Annotated in this window: 13 protein-coding genes and 2 tRNA genes; 11 read left to right on the top strand and 4 right to left on the bottom strand. The window is 60.5% G+C overall.

The window, feature by feature from the left end:
• Positions 1-12: 12 nt before the first annotated feature.
• Complete coding sequence (locus tag J9870_RS02715; RefSeq protein ID WP_210642594.1) at positions 13-1947, top strand: methyl-accepting chemotaxis protein; 1935 nt, start codon at positions 13-15, stop codon at positions 1945-1947.
• A gap of 382 nt (positions 1948-2329) precedes the next feature.
• Here the strand turns inward: J9870_RS02715 and J9870_RS02720 are convergent, their stop codons facing one another.
• The 4 genes from J9870_RS02720 to J9870_RS02735 all read right to left on the bottom strand — a co-directional run bounded on the left by J9870_RS02720 (position 2330) and on the right by J9870_RS02735 (position 5564).
• Positions 2330-3895: an iron ABC transporter permease gene (locus tag J9870_RS02720; RefSeq protein ID WP_210642595.1), complete on the bottom strand. Its 1566-nt coding sequence runs from the start codon at positions 3893-3895 to the stop codon at positions 2330-2332.
• Positions 3895-4905, bottom strand: coding sequence for an extracellular solute-binding protein (locus J9870_RS02725; protein ID WP_210642596.1), 1011 nt, complete (start codon positions 4903-4905; stop codon positions 3895-3897). The genes J9870_RS02720 and J9870_RS02725 overlap by 1 nt, the downstream gene beginning before the upstream one ends.
• A gap of 309 nt (positions 4906-5214) precedes the next feature.
• A tRNA-Leu gene (locus J9870_RS02730) sits at positions 5215-5301 on the bottom strand.
• A 176-nt stretch (positions 5302-5477) separates the two neighbouring features.
• Positions 5478-5564, bottom strand: a tRNA-Leu gene (locus J9870_RS02735).
• Between the two features lie 227 nt (positions 5565-5791).
• On the opposite strand from J9870_RS02735, the gene rnr reads away from it, so the two are divergent.
• From rnr to J9870_RS02785, 10 genes are all read left to right on the top strand, one after another.
• Positions 5792-8428, top strand: a complete 2637-nt coding sequence (gene rnr / locus J9870_RS02740; protein ID WP_210642597.1) for a ribonuclease R — start codon at positions 5792-5794, stop codon at positions 8426-8428.
• A complete protein-coding gene (rlmB, locus tag J9870_RS02745) occupies positions 8425-9186 on the top strand; it encodes a 23S rRNA (guanosine(2251)-2'-O)-methyltransferase RlmB (RefSeq protein ID WP_210642598.1) in 762 nt (253 codons plus the stop codon). Before rnr ends, rlmB begins: the two co-directional genes overlap by 4 nt.
• Before the next feature lie 307 nt (positions 9187-9493).
• Positions 9494-9922, top strand: a complete 429-nt coding sequence (rpsF, locus tag J9870_RS02750; RefSeq protein WP_025211554.1) for a 30S ribosomal protein S6 — start codon at positions 9494-9496, stop codon at positions 9920-9922.
• A gap of 28 nt (positions 9923-9950) precedes the next feature.
• Positions 9951-10181, top strand: coding sequence for a 30S ribosomal protein S18 (gene rpsR / locus J9870_RS02755; RefSeq protein WP_002551829.1), 231 nt, complete (start codon positions 9951-9953; stop codon positions 10179-10181).
• Positions 10182-10217: 36 nt separating this feature from the next.
• Positions 10218-11111 carry a hypothetical protein gene (locus J9870_RS02760; RefSeq protein WP_210642599.1) on the top strand — a complete coding sequence of 298 codons (894 nt, stop codon included), beginning with the start codon at positions 10218-10220 and terminating at the stop codon, positions 11109-11111.
• 18 nt (positions 11112-11129) lie between these two features.
• Positions 11130-11576 carry a 50S ribosomal protein L9 gene (gene rplI, locus J9870_RS02765; RefSeq protein ID WP_008157007.1) on the top strand — a complete coding sequence of 149 codons (447 nt, stop codon included), beginning with the start codon at positions 11130-11132 and terminating at the stop codon, positions 11574-11576.
• A 122-nt stretch (positions 11577-11698) separates the two neighbouring features.
• Complete coding sequence (dnaB, locus tag J9870_RS02770; RefSeq protein WP_027911801.1) at positions 11699-13096, top strand: replicative DNA helicase; 1398 nt, start codon at positions 11699-11701, stop codon at positions 13094-13096.
• 250 nt (positions 13097-13346) lie between these two features.
• Positions 13347-15647, top strand: coding sequence for a YgiQ family radical SAM protein (locus tag J9870_RS02775; RefSeq protein ID WP_176688725.1), 2301 nt, complete (start codon positions 13347-13349; stop codon positions 15645-15647).
• Between the two features lie 143 nt (positions 15648-15790).
• A complete protein-coding gene (locus J9870_RS02780) occupies positions 15791-16717 on the top strand; it encodes an NAD synthetase (RefSeq protein WP_210642600.1) in 927 nt (308 codons plus the stop codon).
• Complete coding sequence (locus tag J9870_RS02785) at positions 16714-17175, top strand: hypothetical protein (RefSeq protein ID WP_210642601.1); 462 nt, start codon at positions 16714-16716, stop codon at positions 17173-17175. Before J9870_RS02780 ends, J9870_RS02785 begins: the two co-directional genes overlap by 4 nt.
• Positions 17176-17238: the final 63 nt, after the last annotated feature.

Genomic DNA, 17238 nt, shown 5'->3' on the forward strand with positions numbered 1-17238 from the left:
AGGGATTCCCCTGTGTCGGCCGTTCTCTCACTGTTACAAAGCCGTCTGTTGCGGCCCGTGTTCGTTACCCTGGGTATCGCCCTTTTGGTGCAGGTGCTGGTGGCCGTCGCGCTGACTCGAAGCACGGTCACCGCGCTGGAGGCCGAACTAGGGGCCCGGCTGGGGGATGATAGTCAGAAATTGTCTGGCGAACTGGAGCAGGCCGGGCGGGAGGTTACCTCCAGCCTGGACAGTTTGTCTGCCAGCACTCGGCAGCGCCTCACCGTCGGATTATCGACGCGGCTAAAGGACGAGCAGGCGCAGTTGCGTACGACCCTCGAGAAAGCGCTCAAGGATTCCGCCAATGATATGGCGCAACTCCTGGCTTCCGTCGCCCCTCGTGCCATGTGGGACAACGACGTGCCCACGCTCTCCGAATTCGCCCGTCGGGCCCAGCGCAATCCCAATGTGCTATTCGTCATCTATGACGACGCTAACGGTGAGCACCTGACCCGCTACCTGAACCGGGAAAACCCGGTCAACAAGGCTCTGCTGGAAAAAGGCAAGGGCGAACGGGCGTTGGACAAGGTATTGGATGCGGCGAAGAACGATCCGTCGGTGTATTACCTCGAAGCCTCGATCAACCCCAACGGCGTGGAGATCGGCAAAGTACTGATGGGGGTTTCCACGGCCTCCGTTGAAACCGACCTGAAGGCGCTGGATCAGCGTTTCTCGGCCTTGATTGCCAGTAGCGACCAGTTGGTTGGCGACAGTCTCAAGGGGGCGGCGGCCGACAGTGCCACCGCCATGCGCGGTCGCCTGGAGTCGGCCCAGGCCACCGCCACGAAAATGCAGGCCAACACCGCCAGTACCGTGCAGGAAGCGGCTGGCACCTTGCGCTGGCGCATCGGCATGGGCTTGGCCCTGGTGGGCTTTGGCGTGCTGGCGCTGCTGGCTGTGGTGCTGGGACGTCGGGTGGTCAATCGCTTGAAGTTGCTGATAGCTGCGATGAACGACCTGGCGGCGGGCGAAGGTGATTTGACCAAGCGAGTGCAGATCAGCAGCAAGGATGAAATTGGCGACATGGCCTCGGCGGTCAATCGCTTTGTGGATAAGTTGCAACCAATCGTGCGGGAGGCGGGTGACGTAGCCCAGCGCACTGGCCTGGAAATAGGTGCGATGACCTTGCGTAACTCCGGTGCCGATGCGGCGGCTGGCATGCAGCGTGATGAAGTGGCCGAGAGCCTGCGGGCGCTGTCGCAAATGGCTGATGAAGCGCAGTCGGAAAGCCAGGCGATGCAGGCGGCCTTGCAGCAAGTGGTGGAAATTCGTAAGGCCACCGACGAAAACACCCGTACCTCGGCCAAAGTCGGCGGTTTGATCGAAGCATTGGCCGGACAGGTCGACACTGGGGCAAAAGTCATCGAGCGGCTGGCCCAGCAGAGTGAGCAGATCGAAGTGGTACTGACCGTGATTCACGGCATTGCCGAGCAGACCAACCTGTTGGCCTTGAACGCGGCCATCGAAGCGGCGCGGGCTGGGGAGACCGGGCGCGGGTTTGCGGTGGTGGCGGACGAGGTGCGGGCGTTGGCAAGCAAGACCCAGAGTTCGACGGGCGATATCCAGGCGCATATCGTGGCCTTGCAGCAAGGCGCCCGGGAGGCGGTGGCTGCTATCGGCCAGGCTGGGCGCCAGGCCAACGAGGGCTTGGTAGTGTTGCGTGACAGCGCACGCTTGCAGCAGTCGGTGCAGGCGTCCGTGGAGCAGGTGCATGCGGCCATTGGCCTGGCGACTCAGGCGGCGGCTCATCAGGCCCAGGGTGCACAAGCGGTGCGCGGGCGGGTGGAAACCATTCACGCCCAGGCCGAGAAAGCGGCCCAGGCTGTGGTCGAGACTACGGCCAGCGGTAAGGTGCTGGATGGGTTGGCGGCGCAGTTGAAGGCGAGTTTGGGGCAGTTCAGGGCGTAGTCGCTGGGCTGGCCGGGATTTTGTTGGCTGGGTACATATCCATTACTGCGGTAACGGCTACTTAGGGTTCCGCCCTTACGGCGGCTCACTTTTGAAAAGCCCGGAAGCCGGCCCAGTCAAAAGTAAGCAAAACGCTTTTGCCCCACCACTCGGCACCTCGCCTAGGCTCGGTGAGCCCTCACTCCGGCCATCGTGGTTAACGGGGCGCCCGAGATCAACGTCCGTCGCGAGGCGGCCTGACAGCCGACCTGTCTCTCCCGGGAGTATCCCGATCCCATTGTGGGAGCGGGCTTGCTCGCGAAGGCGGCCTTACAGCCGACCTATCTCTCCCGGGGTGTACCCCGATCCCATTGTGGGAGCGAGCCTGCTCGCGATAGCGATTTCAGCGACTCAGATACATCCGCGTCGTCAGCAAATAGACCGGCAACCCCGACACCACAATCAACAGCGCCGCATAAGGCGCCGCTGCCGCGAATTCCACATTCGACGTATGAGCCCAGACCGCTGTCGCCAAAGTATTCAGGCCGGTGGGGCTCAGCAGCAGCGTGGCCGTCAGCTCCTTCATCGCATCCAGGAACACCAGCGCGAACGCGGCGCCCAGTGCGGGGAAGATGATCGGCAAGGTCACCCGACAAAAAGCGCTGAACGATGAAGCCCCCAGGGTGCGTGCGGCCTCTTCCAGTTGCGGCGCGGCCTTGTTCAGGGCGGTACGCACCGGCGCCTGGGCCAGTGGCAGGAACAGCAGTGCGTAGGCAATCAGCAGCAGGGTCGAAGTCTGATACAGCGCAGGTATGTAGTGCAGTGCGAAATAGACCAGGCTCAGGGCGATCACCAGCCCTGGCAGTGCATGGAGCAAGTACGGCAGGCGTTCGGCCCACAGCGCCAGGCGCCCCTTGTGACGTACTACCAGCAGGCCGACCGGTACCGCCAGCACCAGGCAGAGCGCGGCGCCGCCGAGTGAAAGCGCCAGTGATGACAACAGTGCCTCGCTGATCTCGCCGATCGGGAACGCGGCGGACGTGCCCACCGCCAGCCAATACGCCAGCATCCCCAGGGGGATGCCGCTGCCGATGATCGTCAATACCAGGCAATACACCTGCCCGAGCAGTGCCCAGGGCCCCAGTCGCACTTGTTCGGCCTGGCGCGCCGCGCCTTGGCCGGTACGCACATGGCGACCCTTGCCGTGTACCCGCAGTTCCAACCACAGCAGCATCAGGCACAGCGCTAGCAACACCGCCGAGAGCATGGCGGCATTGGCGTTACTGAACTCCAGCTCGAATTGCTGATAAATCGCCGTGGTGAAGGTTTGCAGACCGATGATCGACAGCGCACCGAATTCCACCAGCATGTGCAACGCAATCAGCAGTGAGCCGGCCAGCAGCGAGGGCCAGAGCAGTGGCAAGGTGACACGAAAGAATACTCCCCAGCGATTTTGCCCCAGGGTGCGGGCGGACTCTTCGAGGGAGGGGTCCAGGTTGCGCAACGTTGCCGCCACCGGAAGAAATATCAGCGGGTACTTGGACAGGGTCATTACCAGGATCGCGCCACCCAGCCCCTCGAACTGAGCGCTGAGGGACACCCAGGTGAAGCTACTGACAAATGCCGGCACCGCGAACGGCAGGCAGAGGATGACGCCCCATAGCCGCCGCCCTGGCAGATTGCTGCGCTCCAGCAACCAGGCCAGGGACAAGCCGATGATCCCGCAGGCCAGCGTAACGCCGACCATCAACGCCAAGGTGTTGCGCAACAGGCTGAATACATAGGGTCGCCACAGCAAGTGCAAGGCCTCGGCCCAGCCGGCTTGCCAAGCCTTCACGAGGACGTACAGCAGCGGCAATGCGCTCAGGAACACCAACAGCAGCACCGGCAGCAGCACGCCGACTGGCGGGCGCTTGCGCCGGGGTGCGTAGCTCCCGGCCGGATGTGGGGCGCTCAGCGATGGGGTCATCAATTCAGGCCGACTTCACGTTCCAGCTCCAGCGCTTCTTCGGCGTTGCCGAGGTCGGCCGGGGTGACTTTCGGCGGCTCCAGCTCGCTGAAGGGTTTGAGGCCGCGATCCGAGGCCATGCCTTTATGCAGCGGATACTCGGCGGACGTCTGGGTAATCACCCGTTGGCCTTCTTCGCTGGCCATGTAGGCGAGCAATTGCTGGGCTTGCTGCGGGTGTTTGCTGGATTTCAGCGCAGCTGCGCTGGACACGGTCACCAGGCCGCCGGCATCGCCGCCAGTGAAGTAGTGCAGTTTGGAGTCGAGCTGGCCTTTCTCCCGCTGCAGGGCAAACCAGTAGTAGTTGTTGACCAGGACGCTGGCTACTTCGCCGTTTTCCACTGCTTTGAGGGCAACCATGTTGTTGCTGTAAACCTTACCGAAGGCGCGCAGGCCGGTCAGCCATTCTTCGGCGGCTTCCATTCCATGCAGTTTGATAATGGCAACGGCTTGTTCCTGGAATGCGCCGCTGGTCGGTACAAAGCCAACCTTGCCTTGCCATTGTGGTTGGGCAAAATCGAGGACGGTTTTCGGCAGGTCTTTTTCGTCGATCAGCTTGGGGTTATAGGCCACTACGCGGACGCGGGCGGTGACGCCCATCCAGGTGCCGTTGCCAGCGACGTAGTCTTTGGGCAGCACGTTCAGGGTGGTGTCGTCGATTTTGGCCAGCAGGCCTTGTTCGCCGAGTTTGTTCAAGGGCGGCGATTCTTCGGTGTAGATCACATCGGCCGGGGAGCGGTCGCCTTCTTCGACCACCTGGCTGGCGAGCTGATTGCTGCTGCCCTTGCGCACGTTGACGTGAATGCCGGTCTTGGCTTCGAAGGCTTTGGCCAGTTCGTCGCCGACTTCCTTGTGTTGGCCGTTGTAGAGGGTCAGTTCCACCTTGTCGGCGGCGTGGGTGAGGGGCGTTGCGAGCGTCAGGCCGAGCAGGGTGCAGGTCAGGGCGCGGCGCAGGGTGGTTCGAAACATCATTCGCGGGGTTCCTCACTGTCGTGTAGCAAAAACTTGTAACAATGATAAACGATATTGTTTCTCATGTACGGCTTGCTGAGGAATTGAGCCGGCTTCGTGGCGAGGGAGCTTGCTCCCGCTGGGTTGCGAAGGAACCCAGGCCTTGAGGTGGTGATTTGCCTGGTTAATTGCTGGGGAGGGCTTTGCCCTCCAGCGGGAGTCAGCCCCACCATCACAAAGGTGTTTTTGCAGTTTTCAGATGGCAGAAACGCAAAAACCCGCTTTCGCGGGTTTCTGTGAGGTTCAAGGTCGTAACCTTGAAGCTTGAATTGGTGCCCAGAAGAAGACTCGAACTTCCACGACCTTGCGGTCACCAGCACCTGAAGCTGGCGTGTCTACCAATTTCACCATCTGGGCAGCATCTTCAGCGTTGCCGCTGTTGATGTCGCGCACTATACGGAGCGCGTTTTGATCTGTAAACCCCTGTTTTTGTTTTAGTAATTGCTAAACGAAATTGCAGGGGCCGGAAATGCAAAAACCCGCTTTCGCGGGTTTTTGTGAAGCTTGCAGACCGTTGATCTGCTGCTTGAAATTGGTGCCCAGAAGAAGACTCGAACTTCCACGACCTTGCGGTCACCAGCACCTGAAGCTGGCGTGTCTACCAATTTCACCATCTGGGCAGTATCGGCAACGTGTGTGCGTCGTCGATGGCGCGCACTATACGGAGCGTGTTTTTAACTGTAAACCCCTCGCGGCAAAAAAACCGCTAAATTTCACCAGCGGTGCTTTTCCAAGCGTCAAAGGGTGGTTCTAAAGGCCCTGGAAAAGGCATTGAATGCTTGAAATTTCCCGTTTCATTAAGCCTATGCCAAACTAACCCGCATATAGACAAGGTGAAAACTCTCTAATGGCCGATTGGCAGTCCCTCGATCCCGAGGCCGCTCGTGAAGCGGAAAAATATGAAAACCCTATTCCTAGTCGCGAACTGATCCTGGCGCATCTCGCCGATCGGGGTTCGCCTGCTAGCCGCGAGCAGTTGGTCGAAGAGTTCGGTCTGACCACCGAAGACCAACTCGAAGCCCTGCGCCGCCGTCTGCGCGCCATGGAGCGCGACGCACAACTGATCTACACCCGGCGCGGCACCTATGCCCCAGTGGACAAGCTCGACCTGATCCTGGGTCGCATCGCCGGTCACCGCGATGGCTTCGGCTTCCTGATCCCGGACGACGGCAGCGATGACCTGTTCATGAGCCCGGCGCAGATGCGCCTGGTGTTCGACGGTGACCGGGCCTTGGCCCGCGTGTCCGGCCTGGACCGCCGTGGTCGTCGTGAAGGCGTGATCGTCGAAGTGGTGTCCCGTGCCCACGAAAGCATTGTCGGCCGTTACTTCGAAGAGGGCGGCATCGGTTTTGTTGTGCCGGATAACCCGAAGGTTCAGCAGGAAGTGCTGATTACCCCGGGTCGTAATGGCGCGGCCAAGGTTGGTCAGTTCGTCGAGGTGAAAATCACCCACTGGCCAACTGCGCGCTTCCAGCCACAGGGCGATATCGTTGAAGTGGTCGGCAACTACATGGCGCCGGGCATGGAAATCGACGTTGCGCTGCGCACCTACGACATTCCTCATGTCTGGCCCGAGGCTGTGCTCAAGGAAGCCGCCAAGCTCAAGCCGGAAGTTGAAGAGAAAGATAAAGAAAAACGCATCGACCTGCGCCATCTACCGTTCGTCACCATCGACGGCGAAGATGCCCGTGACTTCGACGATGCGGTCTACTGCGAAGCCAAGCCCGGCAAGCTGCGCCTGTTCTCCGGCGGCTGGAAGCTGTTCGTCGCGATTGCCGACGTGTCCAGCTACGTGAAGATCGGTTCGGCCCTGGATAACGAAGCCCAGGTGCGCGGCAACTCCGTGTATTTCCCTGAGCGCGTGATCCCGATGCTGCCTGAGCAGTTGTCCAACGGCTTGTGTTCGCTGAACCCGAAAGTCGACCGTTTGGCCATGGTGTGCGAGATGACCATCTCCAAAACCGGCGAAATGACCGACTACCAGTTCTACGAAGCGGTGATCCACTCCCAGGCGCGTCTGACCTACAACAAGGTCAGCACCATCCTGGAAACGCCGAAGACCAGTGAAGCCAAGGCGCTGCGTACCGAATACGCTGGCGTGGTGCCGCACCTCAAGCAGCTGTACTCGCTGTACAAGGTGTTGCTGGGTGCTCGTCACGTGCGTGGCGCGATCGATTTTGAGACCCAGGAAACCCGGATTGTCTTCGGTTCCGAGCGCAAGATCGCCGCAATCACCCCGACGACCCGTAACGATGCGCACAAGCTGATCGAAGAGTGCATGCTGGCGGCCAACGTGGCCACTGCGCAATTCCTCAAGAAGCACGAGATTCCTGCGTTGTATCGCGTGCACGACGGCCCGCCGCCGGAGCGCCTGGAAAAACTGCGCGCTTTCCTCGGCGAGCTCGGCCTGTCCCTGCACAAGGGCAAGGACGGCCCGACGCCGAAGGACTACCAGGCATTGCTGGCCAGCATCAAGGACCGCCCGGATTACCATGTGATCCAGACGGTGATGCTGCGCTCTCTGAGCCAGGCGGTGTACAGCGCCGACAACCAGGGCCACTTTGGTCTGAATTACGAGGCGTACACCCACTTCACCTCGCCGATCCGCCGTTATCCGGACCTGCTCACGCACCGCGCGATCCGCAGCGTGATCCATTCCAAGCAGAACACCCCGCACGTCAAGCGCGCTGGTGCCATGACCATTCCGAAGGCACGGATCTATCCGTACGACGAAGCGGCCCTTGAGCAGTTGGGCGAGCAATGCTCCATGAGTGAACGCCGCGCCGACGAAGCCACGCGTGACGTGGTGAACTGGCTCAAGTGCGAGTTCATGAAAGACCGCGTGGGCGAGTCGTTCCCAGGCGTGATCACAGCGGTGACCGGCTTTGGTTTGTTTGTCGAACTGACCGACATCTACGTCGAGGGCCTGGTGCACGTTACCGCCTTGCCGGGTGATTATTACCACTTTGATCCTGTGCACCACCGCCTGGCGGGCGAGCGCACCGGTCGCAGCTTCCGTCTGGGCGACACCGTGGAGGTGCAGGTCATGCGCGTCGACCTCGATGAGCGCAAGATCGACTTCGGGATGTCTGACAAGCCCGCCGAAGCGCCGACTGGCCGTAAAAAGCGTGGCGGCGAGACCGCAGCGCCTGCGACCAAGGGTAAAGGTAAAGGCGCGCCTGCCAAAACCGCAGAGCCTGAGCCAGTCAAGGCCGGTCGTCGTTCGTCCGTCAAGGACAAGGCTCCCGAAGCCTACCGCCCCAGCGACGCAGCAGCGAAGAATGCCGAGCTTCGCAAGAGCCGCGAGTTAAAGCAGCAGTTGCTCAACGAAGCCAAAAGCGGTGGTAAAGCGGCGTCTGGGGGAAAGTCCCACGGGGCGGAAAAGTCGTCGAGCAAGCCAAGCAAACACCGTAAAGGACCGCCGAAAGCGGGCTCGGCCCCAGCCAAAAGCGGCGGGGCGCGTAAACCCAAGGCCAAGTCATGAGTCAGTTGGAAAAAATCTACGGCGTGCATGCCGTGGAAGCATTGCTGCGTCATCATCCCAAGCGGGTCAAGCAGATCTGGCTGGCCGAAGGCCGTAGCGATCCGCGGGTCCAGACCTTGGTCGAGCTGGCCAACGAAAGCCGCGTTGCGGTGGGCCAGGCCGAACGGCGGGAGATGGACGCCTGGGTTGAGGGCGTGCACCAGGGCGTTGTGGCCGAGGTCAGCCCGAGCCAGGTCTGGGGCGAGGCAATGCTCGACGAACTGCTCGATCGCACCGAAGGCGCGCCTTTGTTGTTGGTGCTCGATGGCGTGACCGATCCGCACAACCTCGGCGCCTGCCTGCGTTCGGCGGATGCGGCCGGTGCGTTGGCGGTGATCGTGCCTAAAGACAAGTCGGCAACCTTGACGCCGGTGGTGCGTAAAGTTGCCTGCGGCGCGGCGGAGGTGATTCCGCTGGTGGCGGTGACCAACTTGGCGCGCACCCTGGAAAAACTCCAGCAGCGCGGCCTGTGGGTCGTGGGCACGGCGGGCGAGGCCGAGGTCAGCATCTATGACCAGGACCTGACCGGCCCGACGATCCTGATCATGGGCGCCGAAGGCAAAGGTATGCGCCGCTTGACCCGCGAGCATTGCGACTACCTGGTCAAGCTGCCGATGGCTGGCAGCGTCAGCAGTCTCAACGTCTCGGTCGCGACCGGCGTGTGCCTGTTCGAGGCGTTGCGCCAGCGTAGCGTGAAGGTTGCTGCCAAAAAGCCTTGAGCCACGCACAGTACCCATGTGGGAGCGAGCTTGCTCGCGATGACGGCGTATCAGTGACAGAAATGTTGACTGGCACACCACTATCGCGACCAGGCTCGCTCCCACAATGTTTTGTGTGGGGAGCATAGATTGGCGGTTGTTCAAATAATCACCAATCACCTTGCGCCTCCCTCGACCCTTCTCTACAATTGCGCCCCTTGCTGTGATGGCAGGCACTTATGTGTCTAGCGTCCACAAGTCCATAAGTGTCATTCACTCCTTGTCTGACCGTTTTTGAGCGGCAGGCTACAACCCGTAAGGAGCATTCATGCGTCATTACGAAATCATCTTTTTGGTCCACCCGGATCAAAGCGAGCAAGTCGGCGGCATGGTTGAGCGTTACACCAAGCTGATCGAAGAAGACGGCGGCAAAATCCACCGTCTGGAAGATTGGGGCCGTCGTCAACTGGCCTACGCAATCAACAATGTTCACAAGGCTCACTACGTGATGCTGAACGTTGAGTGCACTGGCAAGGCCCTGGCCGAGCTGGAAGACAACTTCCGCTACAACGATGCAGTGATCCGTAACCTGGTCATCCGTCGCGAAGAAGCCGTCACCGGCCAATCCGAGATGCTCAAGGCTGAAGAAAACCGCAGTGAGCGCCGTGAGCGTCGCGACCGTCCTGAGCACTCTGACAGCGCCGAAGGCGATGACAGCGATAGCGACAGCGACAACAGCGATAACGCTGACGAGTAATCCACGGACCTTTTAAGGAGCCAATCACATGGCACGTTTCTTCCGTCGTCGTAAATTCTGCCGCTTCACCGCTGAAGACGTGAAAGAGATCGATTACAAAGATCTCAACACTCTGAAAGCCTACGTATCCGAGACCGGCAAAATCGTTCCAAGCCGTATCACCGGTACCAAAGCTCGTTATCAGCGTCAGCTGGCCACCGCTATCAAGCGCGCCCGCTTCCTGGCCCTGCTGGCCTACACCGACAGCCACGGCCGCTGAGACCGGGCAGTCGACACGTAGCAAAGGATTGAATGCATGCGCGCCATAGCTGAGTTCATCATGCGCGGTCGTATGCAGGCCACTCTGGTAGTGGCTGGATGCGCGGCATTGCCGTTGTTGTATTGGTTGGGTGCTGCCGCGGTGAGTCTTGTGCTCCTGCGGCGCGGATTGAGGGACGCCCTGGGCGTTCTTGCTCTGGGACTGCTGCCGGCTTTGTTCTGGTGGTGGTATTCCGCTGACCCGCGGGCACTCATGGTGCTGCTGGGGTCTTCGGCGCTGGCGTTGGTATTGCGCGCCAGCGAATCCTGGAACCGCGTGCTGCTGGTCAGCATAGCGTTGGGCGTGGTGTTTTCAGTGGTGCTCGGGGTGGCTTTCGAACCCCAGATCGAGATGCTCTCGCAGGCTTTGATAAAAATCCTGCCCGAGGCCCTCGGTGATCTCTACCAGCAGATGTCGGTAGAGGAGCAGGCGCGTTTCGCGTCCCTGATTGCACCGGTCCTGACCGGCCTGATTGCGGCCTTGTTGCAAATCGTCAGTGTGCTGAGCCTGATTATCGGGCGCTACTGGCAGGCGTTGTTGTACAACCCGGGTGGTTTTGGTCGTGAATTTCGCGCCATCCGATTCCCGCTTGGGCTGGCGATGTTGCTGCTGGCGGGCATGCTTCTGGGGCCGAACTTCGGTCCACAGATGGCCATGCTCACGCCGTTGTGCAGCGTACCGCTGGTATTTGCCGCACTGGCCCTGATTCACGGGCTGGTGGCGCAAAAGCGACTGGCCAGATTCTGGCTGGTGGGGTTGTACGTCACGTTGTTGCTGTTCATGCAACTGATCTATCCGTTGCTGGTGGTCTTGGCCATCGTCGACAGCCTGATTGATTTTCGCGGTCGTATGGCGCCGAAAGACGCCGACAACGCGAACGGTGAAGGTTAAAAGTTAGAGGATTTTCACATGCAACTGATCCTTCTGGAAAAAGTCACCAACCTGGGCAACCTGGGTGACAAAGTAAACGTTAAGGCCGGCTACGGTCGTAACTACCTGCTGCCTTACGGCAAAGCCACCGCTGCGACCGCTGCCAACCTGGCTGCGTTCGAAGAGCGTCGCGCTGAGCTGGAAAAAGCCGCTGCCGACCGTAAAACTTCGGCTGAAAACCGTGCTGCCCAACTGGCCGAGCTGGAAGTGACCATCACTGCCACCGCTGGCGACGAAGGCAAACTGTTCGGTTCGATCGGTACTCACGACATCGCTGACGCACTGACCGCCTCCGGCGTTGAAGTTGCCAAGAGCGAAGTTCGTCTGCCGAACGGCACCATCCGCAACGTAGGTGAATTCGACGTGGCCGTGCACCTGCACGCCGAAGTTGAAGCCACCGTACGCGTTGTCGTGGTAGCAGCCTAAGCAACACCTGTCGGCTGGCACCCTCGGGTGCTAGCCGGTAACATCGGGCACGATCCTGTTTACAGGTCGTGCCCTTTGTCTTTCTGCAATTCCTGATTCTCACCACCAGAACCCAAGTGGCCATGAACGAAATCACCGCTCCCGAGCAATACGATCTGCAAACCGCTGCCCTGAAGGTGCCTCCGCATTCCATCGAGGCCGAACAGGCCGTGCTCGGTGGCCTGATGCTGGACAACAACGCCTGGGAACGCGTGCTCGATCAAGTCTCCGATGGCGATTTCTATCGACATGACCACCGTCTGATTTTCCGTGCGATCGCCAGGCTGGCCGATCAGAACATGCCGATCGACGTCGTGACCCTGGCCGAGCAATTGGACAAGGAGGGCCAGACGTCCCAGGTCGGCGGCCTCGGTTACCTGGGTGAGTTGGCAAAAAATACGCCGTCGGTCGCCAACATCAAGGCCTATGCGCAGATCGTGCGCGAGCGGGCCACCTTGCGCCAGTTGATCGGCATCAGCACCGAAATCGCCGACAGCGCCTTCAATCCGGAAGGCCGCACCGCCGCCGAGATCCTCGACGAAGCCGAGCGGCAGATCTTCCAGATCGCCGAGGCCCGGCCGAAGACCGGCGGCCCGGTCAGCGTCAACGACCTGTTGACCAAGGCCATCGACCGCATCGATACCTTGTTCAACACTGACAATGCCATCACCGGCCTGTCCACTGGCTACACCGACCTCGACGAGAAGACCAGCGGCCTGCAGCCGTCCGACTTGATCATCGTCGCCGGTCGTCCGTCCATGGGTAAGACCACCTTTGCGATGAACCTGGTGGAAAACGCCGTGCTGCGCAGCGACAAGGCGGTGCTGGTGTACTCCCTCGAGATGCCAGGCGAATCGCTGATCATGCGTATGCTTTCGTCCCTGGGGCGTATCGACCAGACCAAGGTCCGTTCCGGTCAATTGGAAGACGACGACTGGCCGCGCCTGACGTCAGCGGTCAACCTGCTCAACGACCGCAAGCTGTTCATCGACGACACCGCCGGTATCAGTCCGTCGGAAATGCGTGCCCGGACCCGTCGCCTGGTGCGAGAGCACGGTGACATCGCGCTGATCATGATCGACTACCTGCAATTGATGCAGATCCCCGGTTCCAGCGGCGATAACCGGACCAACGAGATTTCTGAAATCTCCCGCTCCCTCAAGGCCCTGGCCAAGGAATTCAACTGCCCGGTGGTGGCACTTTCCCAGTTGAACCGTTCCCTGGAACAGCGCCCCAACAAGCGCCCGGTGAACTCCGACTTGCGGGAATCCGGAGCGATCGAGCAGGACGCCGACGTCATCATGTTCGTGTACCGCGACGAGGTGTATCACCCGGAGACGGAGCACAAGGGCATCGCCGAAATCATCATCGGTAAGCAGCGGAACGGCCCGATCGGCTTCATTCGCCTGGCGTTCATCGGTAAATACACCCGATTCGAGAACCTGGCGCCGGGTAGCTACAATTTTGATGATGATGAGTAACCTGTTTGGCTCCTGTGGGAGCGAGCCCCTTCTCCAGAAGGTTGCACTTCCCCTGTGGGAGCGAGCTTGCTGGCGATAGCGGCGTAACAGTCAGCACATGCATTGAATGTGCTGGCCCTTTCGCGAGCAAGCTCGCTCCTACATTTGATGTGCGGTGCGCCACCGATTTCCGACCATAGCCGTCGGAATTGGTCAATTTTTGTGCTATATTCCGCGCCCGCGATTTTTCATATTCATACCGGTCATCGACATGCAAGCAGCCAAGCCGTTATTTGACTATCCCAAGTACTGGGCCGAATGTTTCGGCCCAGCGCCGTTCCTGCCCATGAGCAGGGAGGAAATGGATCAGCTCGGCTGGGATTCGTGCGACATCATCATCGTGACCGGTGATGCCTACGTCGATCACCCGTCGTTCGGCATGGCGATCATCGGCCGGTTGCTGGAAGCCCAGGGCTTTCGCGTCGGGATCATTGCCCAGCCGAACTGGCAGTCCAAAGACGACTTCATGAAGCTCGGCGAGCCCAACCTGTTTTTCGGTGTCGCGGCCGGCAACATGGACTCGATGATCAACCGCTACACCGCCGACAAGAAAATTCGCTCCGACGACGCCTACACCCCCGGCGGCCTGGCGGGCAAGCGACCGGACCGTGCGAGCCTGGTCTACAGCCAGCGCTGCAAGGAAGCCTACAAGCATGTGCCGATCGTGCTTGGCGGTATCGAAGCGTCGCTGCGCCGTATCGCCCATTACGATTACTGGCAGGACCGGGTGCGCAACTCGATCCTGATCGACGCCTGCGCCGACATCCTGCTCTACGGCAACGCCGAGCGGGCGATCGTCGAAGTCGCCCAGCGCCTGTCCTACGGCCACAAGATCGAAGACATCACCGATGTGCGCGGCACCGCGTTCATCCGTCGCGACACGCCACAAGGCTGGTACGAAGTCGATTCCACGCGCATCGACCGGCCGGGCAAGATCGACAAGATCATCAACCCGTATGTGAACACCCAGGACACCGCTGCTTGCGCCATCGAGCAGGAGAAGGGGCCGGTTGAGGATCCGAGCGAAGCCAAGGTCGTACAGATCCTGGCGAGCCCGAAAATGACCCGCGACAAAACCGTGATTCGTCTGCCATCGGTGGAAAAGGTTCGTGGCGACGCGGTGCTGTACGCCCACGCCAACCGGGTACTTCACCTGGAAACCAACCCGGGCAACGCCCGTGCCCTGGTGCAGAAGCACGGCGAGGTCGATGTCTGGTTCAACCCGCCGCCCATTCCGATGACCACCGAGGAAATGGACTACGTGTTCGGCATGCCTTACGCACGTGTTCCACACCCGGCTTACGGCAAGGAAAAGATCCCGGCCTACGAGATGATCCGTTTCTCGGTGAATATCATGCGTGGCTGCTTCGGCGGTTGCACCTTCTGCTCGATCACCGAGCACGAAGGCCGGATCATCCAGAACCGCTCCGAAGAGTCGATCATTCGCGAGATCGAAGAGATCCGCGACAAGGTCCCGGGGTTCACCGGCGTCATTTCCGACCTCGGCGGCCCGACCGCGAACATGTACCGCATCGCTTGCAAGAGCCCGGAAATCGAATCCGCGTGCCGCAAGCCGTCCTGCGTGTTCCCCGGCATCTGCCCGAACCTCAATACCGACCATTCTTCGCTGATCCAGCTGTACCGCAGCGCCCGGGCCTTGCCTGGGGTGAAGAAGATCCTGATTGCTTCCGGCCTGCGTTACGACCTGGCGGTCGAGTCGCCGGAATACGTCAAGGAACTGGTGACCCACCACGTCGGCGGTTACCTGAAGATCGCCCCGGAGCACACCGAGGAAGGTCCGCTCAACCAGATGATGAAGCCGGGCATCGGCAGCTATGACAAGTTCAAGCGGATGTTCGAGAAGTACACCAAGGAAGCCGGGAAAGAGCAGTACCTGATTCCGTACTTCATCGCCGCTCACCCGGGCACCACCGACGAAGACATGATGAACCTGGCCCTGTGGCTCAAGGGCAACGGTTTCCGCGCTGACCAGGTGCAGGCGTTCTATCCGTCGCCGATGGCCACGGCCACCGCCATGTATCACTCGGGCAAGAACCCGCTGCGCAAGGTCACCTACAAGAGCGACGCGGTAACCATCGTCAAGAGCGAGGAACAGCGCCGCCTGCACAAGGCCTTCCTGCGTTATCACGACCCCAAGGGCTGGCCGATGCTGCGCGAAGCACTGACCCGCATGGGCCGCGCCGACCTGATCGGGCCGGGCAAGAATCAGTTGATCCCGCTGCACCAGCCGGCCACCGACAGCTACCAGAGCGCCCGGCGCAAGAACTCGACGCCGGCTGGCAGCCACAAGGTGGGCAAGGAAACCACCAAGATCCTGACCCAGCACACCGGCCTGCCACCACGCGCCAGCGATGGCGGCAACCCGTGGGACAAGCGCGAGCAAGCCAAGGCCGCGGCATTCGCCCGCAACCAGCAGGCCGCCAAGGAACGCAAGGACGCCGCCAAGGGCAAAGGTCCGAAGCCAGCGCGCAAGCCTGTCGTGCCGCGCTGATCCTTGAGCGACAACGTAAAACGCCAGCCTGAGTGCTGGCGTTTTGCTTTCTAGCGACGGTGCTGGCCGTTTGTTATCGTGGCGCCCGCCACAGCTCCTGTGTTGATAAAGATTTCACCCTCCGATTCTCAAGGACGATTCATATGAGCAGCGCTTCAACGGGCATCGGCATGGACCTGAGCTTCTCTCAGTTCATGGCCCGCAAACGCATCGAAAGCCAGATCAACCTGCCGCGCCTGTTTGCTGCCATCGACGCCGATCCTGGCATCGCCGGGGCGGGTGTGGTGTATGTCGATTCCGATTACAACGTCGTGACCCTGCGCGAATTCAAGCCCATTTGCAGCATCGCGCCCAAGCGCGTCATTTTGCGCGAGGCGAAAAAATACATCGCACCGCAGCAGTTCATCGATCAGGTAAAAAGCAGTCCGCGCGAGTCCAAGCTTGGGCTTGAGGCAACCAATGCCGGCTTGTCCTGTGTCGCTGCGGTGATTGGTTGGGTGGTGGTGTTCAGCGGCAGTGTCGCAGTGCCCTTTACGGCGGGGGCCAGTGCCTTTGTCGTTGCCCTGGGCGCCGCTGCCGCGACGGCCAGCACCGCGCAATGCGTCATTGGCGGGATGCGGGTGGCCAACGAGCTGACCAATCCGACTGGCAACGATGAGATGAATGATGCTGACTGGTACAACATCGTGTCGCCGATCCTTGACGGCGTTTCCCTGGTGGGTGTCGGTGGCTCGGCCCTGACCACTGTCCGGCTGCTCAAGGCCAACAAAGCGGCCGGCACTGGGAAGAGTTGGTATCAGTTGCTCAAGGGCCTGAATCGGCAAGAGCGAAGCAAGCTGACCAAGGAGCTGTTGACGCTCAAGGACCCGAGCCTGACCGCCAAGCTACTCAAGTTGCAGCAACGCGCCGGGGCCGTGCCCAAGCGTTATTCTTCAGCTGAAATCAGGCACGCGACGCTGACCCAGATAAAGGACTCCCTCGGCGGTGCGTTGGGTGTCATAGGCAGTTATACCGGCGATGGCGCGGTGAAGACTGTTGCCGTCGGCCTGTATGAGGAATTCACGGAATGATCGGTGGCGGATCGCTGAAGAGCTTCCTTGCCCGGTATTTTCCGGTGTTCATGGGCACCATTCTACTGGGGTGCTTTTCAGGATCAACGTTGCTCGTTCTGGCCGGGACGACCTACTGGCGTGACCTGGAGCCTTCAGTCAGGGTTGACTATGTCGGCCTCGGTACCCTGGCTCTGGTGCTCGTGCTGGTCTTGGGCAACCTCATGATTGCGCGCGGGCGCACTTGGGCGATCTGGTGGGTGGCGGGTTATTTCCTGGCATGTCTGGTAGCGGTGTTGCCGATGTTTGCCTACCGGCCACATCAAGGCGTTTACCTTTTCGCTGTGCTGCTGCCGCTGTTGGGGTTGTTGTTGCTCAATAGCAAACGCCATCGCGAGATGCGCAGCAAACTGGTAGAAATCCGTCGCCAACGCGAACTCATCATCCAGGCTGCCAAGGCCGCACGCACACGCCGCTGAGTCGATTCGATACCACGGCGCCACATTTATGTGCGCCTCTTTGCACCCGAATGCGAGCATCGC

The organism is Pseudomonas sp. Tri1 (assembly GCF_017968885.1).
Classification (GTDB): domain Bacteria; phylum Pseudomonadota; class Gammaproteobacteria; order Pseudomonadales; family Pseudomonadaceae; genus Aquipseudomonas.

Bases quoted from the DNA above. Each gene is read 5' to 3' on its own strand.
- J9870_RS02720 (WP_210642595.1), bottom strand. From the start codon at position 3,895: ATGACCCCATCGCTGAGCGCCCCACATCCGGCCGGGAGCTACGCACCC.
- J9870_RS02725 (WP_210642596.1), bottom strand. From the start codon at position 4,905: ATGATGTTTCGAACCACCCTGCGCCGCGCCCTGACCTGCACCCTGCTC.
- rnr (WP_210642597.1), top strand. From the start codon at position 5,792: ATGGCCGATTGGCAGTCCCTCGATCCCGAGGCCGCTCGTGAAGCGGAA.
- rlmB (WP_210642598.1), top strand. From the start codon at position 8,425: ATGAGTCAGTTGGAAAAAATCTACGGCGTGCATGCCGTGGAAGCATTG.
- rpsF (WP_025211554.1), top strand. From the start codon at position 9,494: ATGCGTCATTACGAAATCATCTTTTTGGTCCACCCGGATCAAAGCGAG.
- rpsR (WP_002551829.1), top strand. From the start codon at position 9,951: ATGGCACGTTTCTTCCGTCGTCGTAAATTCTGCCGCTTCACCGCTGAA.
- J9870_RS02760 (WP_210642599.1), top strand. From the start codon at position 10,218: ATGCGCGCCATAGCTGAGTTCATCATGCGCGGTCGTATGCAGGCCACT.
- rplI (WP_008157007.1), top strand. From the start codon at position 11,130: ATGCAACTGATCCTTCTGGAAAAAGTCACCAACCTGGGCAACCTGGGT.
- dnaB (WP_027911801.1), top strand. From the start codon at position 11,699: ATGAACGAAATCACCGCTCCCGAGCAATACGATCTGCAAACCGCTGCC.
- J9870_RS02775 (WP_176688725.1), top strand. From the start codon at position 13,347: ATGCAAGCAGCCAAGCCGTTATTTGACTATCCCAAGTACTGGGCCGAA.
- J9870_RS02780 (WP_210642600.1), top strand. From the start codon at position 15,791: ATGAGCAGCGCTTCAACGGGCATCGGCATGGACCTGAGCTTCTCTCAG.
- J9870_RS02785 (WP_210642601.1), top strand. From the start codon at position 16,714: ATGATCGGTGGCGGATCGCTGAAGAGCTTCCTTGCCCGGTATTTTCCG.